This window comes from Polymorphum gilvum SL003B-26A1 (genome assembly GCF_000192745.1).
Taxonomy (GTDB): Bacteria; Pseudomonadota; Alphaproteobacteria; order Rhizobiales; family Stappiaceae; genus Polymorphum; species Polymorphum gilvum.
Genome location: NC_015259.1, coordinates 2,901,081 through 2,911,797, shown reverse-complemented (window position 1 = coordinate 2,911,797; position 10,717 = coordinate 2,901,081). Strand labels below are relative to the sequence as shown.

Below are 10,717 nucleotides of genomic sequence, written 5' to 3'. Positions count from 1 at the left end.
CGCGCTATTCGGCAGCCGCGGGCAGGTCGGTGTCGCCCTCGGCGATGCGCAGCAGGCGATCGCGGTGCGTCTCCAGGAAATTCAGCGTGTTGGTCATGCAGGAAATGCCGTAGTGCATGGTCCACAGCGAACTGGCGTGGCGGCAGCCCTCGGCCATCGCCTTCATTTGCTCCAGTTCGGCGCGGACCTGTTCGATCTGGCGGTCGATGGCGCGGCGCACCACGGTACTGCCGAGCATGTCCGCGTACATCGACACCAGCAGGAACGGCGAGCGGAAGGTGTCGGGGGCCAGCGGCTCGGACAGGGCCCGCCTCAGTTCCTCGCGCCCGGCCTCGGTGATCGAATAGACCTTGCGCGCGGGCTTGCCCTGCTGGGCTTCGCGGCGCACGGTCACGAGCCCTTCCACCTCCAGGCGCGCCAGGGTCGGATAGATCGAGCCGAAGCTCGCATCCTCGAAATAGCTGAACTTGCCTTCCGTGGATTCCTTGCGGATCTCATATCCCGTCGCGTCTCCGAAGCTGAGGATAGCAAGGCACAGGCTGCGTACGCTCATGAAGCGGTCCCGGGTCTGGCTGGATCCGGGCACCGTCCCGCCGCTGCCGCGTTGATCCGGGAGCCCCGCACCACGCGTAGAATCGGCGATCAGACATCCGGATCTGGCGATTTGGACAGTGTCGTTTTCGCCACTGCCCCTATATCGGATCTATATATTGGATCGATATAGGGATGCGTCAACGGGGCCGGTCGGAAAAACCGCCGGAAAACCGCCGGAAAAAACCGCCAGGACGAACGGGGCGAAGCGGGGGCGAAAAGGTCGCAGAATTGGCAATTGCCAGACCGGCGCGTTCTTCGGCACAGTCAAAAAAGCAATGGTGAGGAAGGATACATGACGCATCGCTCGACATCGCGTTCGCCTGCAGGTCTGCTGCCGCGCAATCCGCTGTTCCGCCTGCTGGTGGTCAACTGGCTGGTCGGCTTCGCCGTTGCGCTGGTCGTGCTTGGCGGATTGTTTGCCACCAACACCGGCTCGCTGCGCGACCTGGTGGCCAATGCGCAGGATCCGGTCGTGCCGATCGTCATGCTTGGCTTCGGCCTGATCATCACGCTGTGCTCGGCGGCCATGGGCACGGCGATCATGATGCTGCCGTCGGTCGAGGGGGGGCGCGGCGGCGGACATCGAAGGCGGCCGCAGCCGGTTCAGGAGGGCTTGACGCCGGTTCGGGTGGTCGCCTCCGCGCGGCGCTGACCGGCGCACAGCCGGCAAGGAACGGGGCGACGCGGTGCGCGCGCCCTTGCTACTGCGCCTTGCGCGCGGTGACGATCGAGGCGGCATCCGCGCGCTGCGGATCGAGGTCGATCGCCAGCATCATGGCTCCTGCGGCGAAGATCATAAGCAAACCTGCGGTAGCGAGTTTCATTGTGGCAACTCCTGTCCCGTCACGCTCCTGTCATAATCGCGGAGACGCTAAGGGCGCGCCAACCCGACCGTTAAACTTTGAACCATCCGTCGAATTGTCAGGCAGGACGGCGCGCGCCCGGCCGCTTTTGTGATCTTGCAACGCAGCGCCGCATGGGTTTTGCTGGTCGCGAGATTTTCAATCGGGATTCCAGAGACATGACCTCTTCCTATCCGCGCGACATGGTCGGCTACGGACGAAATGCGCCGGACCCGCAGTGGCCGGGTGGAGCCAACGTGGCGGTGCAGTTCGTCGTCAACTACGAGGAAGGCGGCGAGAACAACGTCCTCCACGGCGACGCCGCCTCGGAAGCCTTCCTATCGGAGATCGTCGGCGCCCAGCCCTGGCCGGGCAAGCGCCACTGGAACATGGAATCGATCTACGAATACGGCTCGCGCGCCGGCTTCTGGCGCCTGTGGCGTCTGTTCACCGCGCGCGCCATCCCGGTCACCGTCTATGGCGTCGCCACCGCGCTCGCCCGCAATCCCGAGGCGGTGGCGGCGATGAAGGAGGCCGACTGGGAGATCGCCTCCCACGGCCTGAAGTGGATCGACTATGCCGACATGCCCGAGGCGGAGGAGCGCGCCCAGATGCTGGAGGCGATCCGCATCCACGAGGAGGTCACCGGCTCGCGCCCGATGGGCTGGTACACCGGGCGCTGCTCCATGCAGACCCGCCGGCTGGTCATGGAGACCGGCGGCTTCCTCTACGATTCCGACAGCTACGCCGACGACCTGCCCTACTGGGTCGACGGCGCCTCGGGGCCGCACCTGGTCATTCCCTACACGCTCGATGCCAACGACATGCGCTTCGCCACGCCGCAGGGCTTCAACAGCGGCGACCAGTTCTTCGCCTACCTGAAGGACAGCTTCGACACGCTCTATGCCGAGGGCGAGGCCGGCGCGCCGAAGATGATGAACGTCGGCCTGCACTGCCGCCTGGTCGGCCGGCCGGGCCGGGCCGCCGCACTCGCGCGCTTCCTCGACTACGTCGCCGGCCACGACAAGGTCTGGCTCGCCCGCCGCATCGACATCGCCTGGCACTGGCACGCCCACCACCCGGCAGGGTGAGGACAGGACACGGCCCGCCGTTGCCTTGTCGCCGGCTTCGCTGGCATGATGCGTCATGGCCAGGCCCCAACCCATTCCCCGCTACCATCTCTACGGCGAGAGCGATCCGGCGACGGATTTCGACTTCTTCCACATCGAGACCATCCGTGCGCGGTCGAAGCCGCTCGGCTGGTCGCTGGAGCCGCACAGCCACGCTCATCTGCTGCAGTGCCTGCTGATCACCCGCGGCGGCGGGCGGCTGGTCGACGACGCCGGCGAACGCGCGATCGGGCCGGGCGGGATCGCCTTCAACCCGGCCGGCGTCATGCACGGCTGGACCTTCACGCCGGAGACCGAGGGCTACGTGATCTCGTTCACGCCCGACTACCTGGCCGGGCCAGAGGACGAGCACACGGAGGCCGAGCGCGCGGCCCTGCGCGCCGACCGCAACCTGCTGATTCCGACCGAGGGTAGGGCGCTCGACCGGCTGGTGTTCTATTTCTCGGAGATGGCGGACGAATTCGACCACGGTGCGCGCCGGCGCGCCTTGTTCCGCCCGCTGGTCGCGCTGACGCTGCTGGCGATCTTTCCCGGCGACACGGCCGAGGCGGAGATCGACCGCACGCCGGGCTTTTCCCTGTTCCGCTTCCGCTCGCTGGTCGAGGAGCATTTCCGCACCGAGCGGGCGACCGAGTTTTATGCCGGCGAGATGGGGCTGACGGTGCAGCGCCTCAACCGCTACTGCCGCATCTTCACCGGCCGCACGGCAGCCCAGGCCCTGCGCGACCGGGTCATCCTGGAGGCCAAGCGCCTGCTCGCCTTCTCCGGCCTGTCGGTGTCGCAGGTTGCCTACGACCTCGGCTTCGAGGATCCGGCCTATTTCTCGCGCGTGTTCCGCAAGGAGACCGGCGAGAGCCCGGTCGACTTCCGCGCCCGCCAGAAGGACTGAGCTGCCGGGAGCGAGGCCGGAGCCGGCAGGGCTCCGGCCGTCCGGGCCTCAGAACGGCAGGCCGACGTAGTTCTCGGCGAGGCTGGTCTGCGCGGCCGTGGACGAGGCGAGATAGTCCATGTCCGCCTGCTGCATCTTGGCGTTGAAGGCGCCGAGGTCGGGGAACTTGTGCAGCAGCATGGTCATCCACCAGGAGAAGCGCTCGGCCTTCCAGATGCGCGCCAGCGCCTTCTGCGAATAGGCGTCGATGCCGGCCGCCGACTTGTCGGCGTAATACTCGATCAGGCCGGTCGACAGGTAGTGGATGTCGGAGGCGGCGAGGTTGAGGCCCTTGGCGCCGGTCGGCGGCACGATGTGGCCGGCGTCCCCCGCCAGCATCATGCGGCCGAAGCGGAGCGGCTCGACCACGAAGCTGCGCAGCGGCGCGATGCTCTTCTCGATCGACGGGCCGGTCTCCATGCTGGCCGCCGCCTCCTCGCCGAGGCGGATCTTGAGCTCGTCCCAGATCGCCTCGTCCGACCAGGCCTCGACCGGGCTGTCGAGCGGCACCTGGATGTAGTAGCGGCTGAGCGTGTGCGAGCGCATCGAGGCGAGCGCGAAGCCGCGGTCGTGGTTGGCGTAGATCAACTCGTGACTGACCGGCCTGACGTGGGACAGGATGCCGAGCCAGCCAACCGGATAGACCTTCTCGAACTCGGTGATCGCGCCCTCGGGCACGGACTTGCGGCAGACGCCGTGGAAGCCGTCGCAGCCGCAGATGAAGTCGCAGGCGATCTCGTGGGTGACGCCGTCCTTGACGTAGGTGACGCGCGGATGGTCGGTGTCGAAGTCGAGCGGCGTGACGGCCTCCGCCTCGTAGATCACCTTGGCGTCGCGCGCCGCATGGGCATCCATCAGGTCCCTGGTCACCTCGGTCTGGCCGTAGACCATGACGCTGCTGCCGGTCAGGCCCTTGAGGTCCATGCGCAGGCGCGTGTCGCCGACCGCCATGGTGAAGCCGTCGTGGAGGAGCCCCTCCTTGTGCATGCGGGCGCCGACGCCGGCCCGGTCGATCATGTCGACCATGCCCTGTTCGAGCACGCCGGCTCGGATGCGCGACAGCACGTAGTCGCCGCTGCGCTGTTCCAGCACGACACAGTCGATGCCGGCCAGATGCAGCAGCTGCGACAGGAGCAGGCCGGACGGTCCGGCTCCGATGATGGCGACCTGGGTACGCATGGGGTATCCTCCTTCGACGGCTTCGCCGGCGGCTCGGTTCCGTCTCGGCCGCCGGCATCTCGACCGTCACCCTAGCGGTCCGGCCGGCAGAGGGAATGGATGATCCGGTCGAAGACTTGGACGATTTGCGCGGGCGCCCGGCCATCGGGCGCCGGCGGGCCGCGCTCGTCCTGCCCGTCTTGAATCAAGATCTGAAGTCAGCGTTGAATCGATTTCTGAACGCCAGCTTGAATCACCGTCTCAAGTCCCGCTGAATCGATCTGTGAACCAGATGACTCAAGGATGTCAGAGACTTGGCGCAACGCGTTGAATCGGACGGAGGGCCTCGAACCGATCCGCGTCCGCGCGGGGCGAGTTGGCAGCGTTTGCGGAATCGATCTGTCAGCGTTGCCGCGCAAGGGCCTGATGGGACTCGAGAACCCGGTCGATCATTGCGTCCGCGGCGCCCATGTGGCGGGCGGGATCCTTGAGCGCCTGCCAGTCGACCGGCGCGGGCGCGCGTTTTGCCAGCACGTCGAACAGGTGGATGTCGAAGGCGAGCGCTTCCCTGCAGGCGTCCTTGACCAACGCCTGCGCCTCCGGTCGCGGCATGTGTGCGGCCAGCGCGAAGCTTGCCGCCTCCGCCAGCATCAACCCGTTCGAGACCTCGATGGTCGCCCGCATCCGATCCGCATTGACGACCAGGCCCGACAGCATCGCCGCCGCCTCGGCCAGCGCCTTGCCGGTCGCGAGTGCCATCTGCGGCAGGGCGAGCCATTCCAGCAGCCAGCCCGAACCGCTGCGCTCGTGTTCGTGCAGCGCCGCCTGGTGCAGGGTGCCGATCAGGCCGGCGTTGCTGCGCGCCAGGCTGATCAGCACCTCGGCGCCGATCGGGTTGACTTTGTTGGGCATGGTCGAGGAGCCGCCGCCCGCCCCGGGGCGCAGCTCGGCGACCTCGTTCTGGGCGAGCAGGGCAACGTCGGTGCCGATCTTGCCGAGCGTGCCGGTTACCAGCGACAGCCAGTTGGCATAGTCGATCAGCCCGTCGCGCGCCGTATGCCAGGGCGCTGGAGGGACGCCGAGCCCGAGCCGGCGGGCGAGGTGGCCCTCGACGTCGAGCGCCGCGTCGCCGAGCGCGGAGAGGTTGCCGGCCGCGCCGCCGAAGGAGACCAGCAGCAGCCGGTCGCGGATTGTCGGCAGCCGCTCGATATGGCGCAGCAGCGGCGCGAGCCAGGCCGCGACCTTCAACCCGAAGCTGGTCGGCGTCGCCTGCTGGGTGCGCGTGCGCGCGGCGATCGGCGTCGCCCGGTATGTTTCGGCCATGGCGGCGAGCAGGTCGCACAGGGCGCGCAGGCGCGTCTCGTGCAGGTCGAGGGCCTGCTTCAGCCGCAGCACTAGGCCGGTGTCGACGATGTCCTGGCTGGTCGCGCCCCAGTGGACGAAATGGGCGTCCGCCTCGTTCGTCGCCTTGCGCAGCAGGGCAACGAGGGCCGGCACGGGCACCCCGTCCTGCGCCGTGCCGTCGCGCAGCGCCGCCGGATCGACGGCAAGCCGGCCGGCGGCGGCCGCGATCCGCTTCGCCGCGTCGCGCGGAATGAGGCAGCAGTCGGCCTCAGCCAGCGCCAGCGCGCCCTCGACCTCCAGCATCGCCCGGATCACGGCCTCTTCGTCGAAGAGGGCCGCGGTCTCGGGGTCGGAAAACAGTCCCGACAGGATAGCGGAGTCGACGGCGGTGGCAGCCATGGCTCACACCGCCTCGACCGCGACGGCGATGCCCTGGCCGACGCCGATGCACATGGTCGCCAGCGCCAGCCTGGCGCCGCGTTCCCTGAGCTCCAGCGCCGCCGTGCCGGTGATGCGCGCGCCCGAGGCGCCGAGCGGATGGCCGAGGGCGATGGCGCCGCCGTTCGGGTTGACGTGCTCGCCGTCGTCGGCAAGGCCGAGGTCGCGCAGCACCGCGAGGCCCTGGGCGGCAAACGCCTCGTTCAGCTCGATCACGTCGAAGGAGGCGGGCGACAGGCCGAGGCGGGCGCACAGCTTGCGCGTCGCCGGCGCCGGGCCGATGCCCATGATGCGCGGCGGCACGCCGGCGGTGGCGCCGCCGAGAATACGCGCGATCGGCGTCAGGCCGTATTTTTTCGCCGCCTCGGCGGAGGCGATGATCAGCGCCGCCGCGCCGTCGTTCACGCCCGAGGCGTTGCCGGCCGTCACCGAGCCGCCCTCGCGGAACGGCGCCTTCAGCTTGGCCAGGCCTTCGAGCGTGGTGTCGCCGCGCGGGTGCTCGTCCGTGTCGACGGTGACCGGGTCGCCGCGACGCTGCTTGATGGTGACCGGAACGATCTCCTTCGCCAGCCGGCCGTTCTTCTGGGCGGCGACCGCGCGCTGCTGGCTGCGCAGCGCGAAGGCGTCCTGGTCGGCGCGCGAGATCGTGAAGTCCTCGGCGACGTTCTCGGCCGTCTCCGGCATGGAATCAACGCCGTACTGCTTCTTCATCAGCGGGTTGACGAAGCGCCAGCCGATGGTCGTGTCGTGCACCGCGTTGTGGCGCGAGAAGGCGCTTTCCGCCTTGGGCATGACGAAGGGCGCGCGCGACATGCTCTCTACGCCGCCGGCGATGATCAGGTCCGCCTCGCCGCACTTGATGGCGCGGGCGGCGGTGATCACCGCATCCATGCCCGAGCCGCACAGCCGGTTCATGGTCGTGCCCGGCACCGTGTCGGGCAGGCCGGCAAGCAGCAGTGCCATGCGCGCCACGTTGCGGTTGTCCTCGCCCGCCTGGTTGGCGCAGCCGTAGATGACCTCGTCGACCGCCTGCCAGTCGACGTCCTTGTTGCGCTCCATCAGCGCCTCGATGGGGATCGCCGCCAGGTCGTCGGCACGTACCGACGACAGACTGCCGGCGAACCGGCCGATCGGGGTGCGAATGTAGTCGCAGATATAGGCTTCACGCATCCGAGCCTCCTCCATGTGCCGCCTTCGTCCGGGCGTGCAGGTCTCGCAGGACCTCGAGTTCTTCCTTCGTCGGCGCCGGAGTTTCGGCGACCGCGTCGGCGAATCGGGCTGTCCAGCCGACCGTACCGGCGACCATCTCGCGCGTCACGCCCGGATGCAGGGAGGTGACGGTGAACTCCTTCGTCTCCGGGTCCGGTTCCCACACCGCCAGGTCGGTGATCAGCCGGGTCGGGCCCTTGGTGGCGACGCCGTGCGCGGCCCGGTCGTTGCCGCCCTTGCCGTGGCCGAGCGAGGTGACGAAGTCGAGCTTCTCGACGAAGCCGCGCAGGCTCTGCTTCATGGTGATGAAGATCTCGCCGCAGGAGATGGCGATCTCCGGCGCGCCGCCGCCGCCGGGCAGGCGGACCTTCGGCTTGTGGTAGTCGCCGACCACGGTGGTGTTGATGTTGCCGTACTTGTCGAGCTGCGCGCCGCCCAGGAATCCGACGGTGATGCGCCCGCCCTGCAGCCAGTAGCGGAACATTTCGGGCACCGACACGGTGCACAGCGCGGTCTCGCACAGCTCGCCGTCGCCGATCGACAGCGGCAGCACGTTCGGCGCCGTGCCGATGGTGCCGCTCTCGTAGATCAGCGTGATGTCGGGCGCGTGGGTGAGGCGGGCGAGGTTGCAGGCCGCCGACGGGGCACCGATGCCGACGAAGCACACGTCGTCGTTCCGCAGCGCGCGGGCCGCCGCGATCGTCATCATTTCGGTCGGGGTGAAATCGCTCATGCTGCCGCTCCCTTGGCGCCGACAAGATGCTTTACCCGGTCCGCAAAGATCTCCGGGCCGACTTTCAGGACGTTTTCCTCCATCCAGGCGAGGAAGGTCTCGCGCTCGCTCGCCACCTTGTCCCACTCGATGTAGGCGGCGTTGTCGCGCGCATAGACGCCCTGCACGTAGGACGGATGGGCGCCGCCGGGGACGTGCGCCACCGCGGTGACGGTCCAGCCCGGCAGGATGCAGGCGTTGGGGCTGGCGCCCTCGAAGTCGTCGACGATCTCCTCGACCGTGACGATCGAACGCCTTGCGGCCAAAACCGCCTCCTTCTGCACGCCGAGGATGCCCTCGATCAGGATGTCGCCCTTGCGGCTCGCCTTGTGGGCGTGGATGATCGCCACGTCCGGCTTCAGCGCCGGCACCGCGGCGAGCGTCTCGCCGGTGAACGGGCAGGTGACGGTCTTGATGTTCGGATTGACCCGCGTCAGTTCGGCGCCGCGGTAGCCGCGGAAGATCGCGCAGGGCAGGCCGGCCGCGCCCGCCTCGTAGGCGTTGGCCATGGCCGCGTGGCTGTGCTCCTCGATCTCGATCGCATGCGGCCAGCCGTTCTCGACCGCGTCGCGCAGGCGCCGGAGCAGGCCGACGCCGGGGTTGCCGGCGAAGGAAAAGATCAGCTTCTTCACGCAGCCCATGCCGATCAGCTGGTCGTAGATGATGTCCGGCGTCATGCGCATCACCGTCAGGTCCTTGCGGCCCTGGCGGATGACTTCATGCGCGGCGGCATGGGGAATGAGATGCGTGAAGCCCTCGAAGGCGATGCTGTCGCCATCCTTCACGTTGTCTGCGACCGCCTGGGCCAGAGACTGGAAAGTCGCCATATCTCGCACTCGCTCGTTTGCAGGAAGCGGCGGCGCGCCGGCGCGCGCCGCCAGGAGGAAACCGGAAATCGGACAGGGCGGCTCAGACGTCGAAGAAGACGGTCTCGTCGTCGCCCTGCAGGTGGATGTCGAAGCTGTAGACGACCTTGCCGTCGCGCTCTGCGCGCTGGGCGATCAGCGTCTTGCGGCGCTCCTCCTGCTCGATCAGGTTGAGCACCGGATCGGCGGCGTTGGCGGCCGCCTCGTCGGAGAAGTAGAGCCGCGTCTGCAGGCCGATGTTGATGCCGCGGGCGACGATCCACAGGCTGATGTGGGGCGCCTGGACCTTGCCGTTGCGGCCCGGCACCGGTCCCGGCTTGATCGTCTGGATCGTGTAGACGCCGGTCTCGAAGTCCGAGCAGATCCGGCCCCAGCCACGGAAGTCGTCGTCGACGGGCTTCTGCTGGAAATCCTCGGGATGGTTGTACTTGCCGTCGGCACTTGCCTGCCAGCTTTCCAGCAGCACGTCGCGTACCGGCGTGCCGGTGCCGTCGAAGACGCGGCCCTCGATGACGATGTGTTCGCCCCGGGTGTTGGGGCCGGCCACCACGTTGGTGAAGTTCTTCTCGAAGATGTGGAAGCCCGCCATCGCCGGCGCCAGGCCGATATGGACGTAGGGACCGGCGGTCTGGGAGGCGGTTTCCTTGAGATAGTCGAGCGGCTGGGTCATCGCATCAGTTCCCTTCCAGGCGGTTTTCGAACAGCGTCGAGCGCCGGCCGCGCACCACGATGTCGAACTTGTAGGCGCGGCAGTCGAGCGGAATGCTGGCGTTGAGGTCGAGCGGGGCGATCAGCCGCCTGATCGCGTCTTTGTCGGGGATCGTGTTGACGATCGGGCAGATGTCGATCAGCGGATCGCCCTCGAAATACATCTGCGTGATCAGCCGCTGGGTGAACGACGGGCCGAAGATCGACAGGTGGATGTGCGCCGGCCGCCAGCTGTTGATGTAGTTGCGCCAGGGGTAGGGACCCGGCTTGATGGTGCGGAAGAAGTAGTAGCCGTCCTCGTCCGTCAGGCAGCGGCCGCAGCCGCCGAAATTCGGGTCGATCGGGGCCAGATAGGTATCCTTCTTGTGGCGGTAGCGGCCGCCGGCGTTGGCCTGCCAGGCCTCGACCAGCGTGTTCGGCACGCCCCTGCCGGTCTCGTCCATGACCCGGCCGTGCACGATGATGCGCTGGCCGATCGGCTCGCCGTCCTGGGCGTAGTTGAGGATCATGTCGTGGTCGAGCGGGCCGATGTCGTTATGGTTGAACATCGGTCCGGTCAGTTCGGACAGCGACTGCTCGATCGACAGCAGCGCCTTCTGCGGCGAGCGCGTCACCGAGGTCTTGTAGATCGGCGTGTAGGCGGGCGGATGCATTGCCCGGTCGCGCTGGAAATATTCGCCGGCGTAGCGGACCCGCCGGTCGATGTTGTTGCCAGTGGTCTTCATGGG

At 68.0% G+C, this 10,717-nt stretch carries 11 protein-coding genes and 1 pseudogene; 3 read left to right on the top strand and 9 right to left on the bottom strand.

The annotated features are described in order from the left end of the window. Nucleotides 1-4 precede the first annotated feature (4 nt). The gene (locus SL003B_RS13740; protein ID WP_041375545.1) at nt 5-553 is read right to left on the bottom strand and encodes a PadR family transcriptional regulator; all 549 of its coding nucleotides are present in this window, start codon (nt 551-553) and stop codon (nt 5-7) included. Between the two features lie 333 nt (nt 554-886). Between SL003B_RS13740 and SL003B_RS13735 the strand changes: the two genes are divergently transcribed. Beyond that, entirely contained in the window at nt 887-1,246 is a 360-nt protein-coding gene (locus tag SL003B_RS13735; protein WP_013653462.1) for a hypothetical protein, read from the top strand. A gap of 49 nt (nt 1,247-1,295) precedes the next feature. On the opposite strand, the gene SL003B_RS23990 is transcribed toward SL003B_RS13735, so the two are convergent. After that, nucleotides 1,296-1,418: a hypothetical protein gene (locus tag SL003B_RS23990; protein WP_277914604.1), complete on the bottom strand. Its 123-nt coding sequence runs from the start codon at nt 1,416-1,418 to the stop codon at nt 1,296-1,298. A gap of 197 nt (nt 1,419-1,615) precedes the next feature. Between SL003B_RS23990 and puuE the strand changes: the two are divergent. Continuing rightward, nucleotides 1,616-2,518: pseudogene (gene puuE, locus SL003B_RS13730) on the top strand (allantoinase PuuE); the annotation flags it as partial. Nucleotides 2,519-2,582: 64 nt separating this feature from the next. Next, on the top strand, nt 2,583-3,455 hold the full coding sequence (locus SL003B_RS13725; RefSeq protein ID WP_013653460.1) for a helix-turn-helix domain-containing protein: 873 nt from the start codon (nt 2,583-2,585) through the stop codon (nt 3,453-3,455). Nucleotides 3,456-3,503: 48 nt separating this feature from the next. Here the strand turns inward: SL003B_RS13725 and pobA are convergent, their stop codons facing one another. From pobA to pcaH, 7 genes are all read right to left on the bottom strand, one after another. Continuing rightward, the gene (gene pobA / locus SL003B_RS13720; RefSeq protein WP_013653459.1) at nt 3,504-4,673 is read right to left on the bottom strand and encodes a 4-hydroxybenzoate 3-monooxygenase; all 1,170 of its coding nucleotides are present in this window, start codon (nt 4,671-4,673) and stop codon (nt 3,504-3,506) included. Between the two features lie 381 nt (nt 4,674-5,054). Next, nucleotides 5,055-6,395, bottom strand: a complete 1,341-nt coding sequence (pcaB, locus tag SL003B_RS13715; RefSeq protein WP_013653458.1) for a 3-carboxy-cis,cis-muconate cycloisomerase — start codon at nt 6,393-6,395, stop codon at nt 5,055-5,057. A 3-nt stretch (nt 6,396-6,398) separates the two neighbouring features. Next, on the bottom strand, nt 6,399-7,604 hold the full coding sequence (pcaF, locus tag SL003B_RS13710; protein ID WP_013653457.1) for a 3-oxoadipyl-CoA thiolase: 1,206 nt from the start codon (nt 7,602-7,604) through the stop codon (nt 6,399-6,401). After that, on the bottom strand, nt 7,597-8,376 hold the full coding sequence (locus SL003B_RS13705; protein WP_013653456.1) for a CoA-transferase subunit beta: 780 nt from the start codon (nt 8,374-8,376) through the stop codon (nt 7,597-7,599). The genes pcaF and SL003B_RS13705 overlap by 8 nt, the downstream gene beginning before the upstream one ends. Then, nucleotides 8,373-9,242 (bottom strand): CoA transferase subunit A, encoded by an 870-nt coding sequence (locus tag SL003B_RS13700; protein WP_041375544.1) that lies wholly within the window; start codon nt 9,240-9,242, stop codon nt 8,373-8,375. Before SL003B_RS13700 ends, SL003B_RS13705 begins: the two co-directional genes overlap by 4 nt. Before the next feature lie 82 nt (nt 9,243-9,324). Further along, nucleotides 9,325-9,951 carry a protocatechuate 3,4-dioxygenase subunit alpha gene (gene pcaG / locus SL003B_RS13695; RefSeq protein WP_013653454.1) on the bottom strand — a complete coding sequence of 209 codons (627 nt, stop codon included), beginning with the start codon at nt 9,949-9,951 and terminating at the stop codon, nt 9,325-9,327. Nucleotides 9,952-9,955: 4 nt separating this feature from the next. Then, a complete protein-coding gene (pcaH, locus tag SL003B_RS13690) occupies nt 9,956-10,714 on the bottom strand; it encodes a protocatechuate 3,4-dioxygenase subunit beta (protein ID WP_013653453.1) in 759 nt (252 codons plus the stop codon). Between the last annotated feature and the right edge of the window lie 3 nt (nt 10,715-10,717).

Coding starts and splice junctions, on each gene's coding strand:
- SL003B_RS13740 (WP_041375545.1), bottom strand. CDS start 553: ATGAGCGTACGCAGCCTGTGCCTTGCTATCCTCAGCTTCGGAGACGCG.
- pcaB (WP_013653458.1), bottom strand. CDS start 6,395: ATGGCTGCCACCGCCGTCGACTCCGCTATCCTGTCGGGACTGTTTTCC.
- SL003B_RS23990 (WP_277914604.1), bottom strand. CDS start 1,418: ATGAAACTCGCTACCGCAGGTTTGCTTATGATCTTCGCCGCAGGAGCC.
- pobA (WP_013653459.1), bottom strand. CDS start 4,673: ATGCGTACCCAGGTCGCCATCATCGGAGCCGGACCGTCCGGCCTGCTC.
- pcaG (WP_013653454.1), bottom strand. CDS start 9,951: ATGACCCAGCCGCTCGACTATCTCAAGGAAACCGCCTCCCAGACCGCC.
- SL003B_RS13705 (WP_013653456.1), bottom strand. CDS start 8,376: ATGAGCGATTTCACCCCGACCGAAATGATGACGATCGCGGCGGCCCGC.
- pcaH (WP_013653453.1), bottom strand. CDS start 10,714: ATGAAGACCACTGGCAACAACATCGACCGGCGGGTCCGCTACGCCGGC.
- SL003B_RS13725 (WP_013653460.1), top strand. CDS start 2,583: ATGGCCAGGCCCCAACCCATTCCCCGCTACCATCTCTACGGCGAGAGC.
- pcaF (WP_013653457.1), bottom strand. CDS start 7,604: ATGCGTGAAGCCTATATCTGCGACTACATTCGCACCCCGATCGGCCGG.
- SL003B_RS13735 (WP_013653462.1), top strand. CDS start 887: ATGACGCATCGCTCGACATCGCGTTCGCCTGCAGGTCTGCTGCCGCGC.
- SL003B_RS13700 (WP_041375544.1), bottom strand. CDS start 9,242: ATGGCGACTTTCCAGTCTCTGGCCCAGGCGGTCGCAGACAACGTGAAG.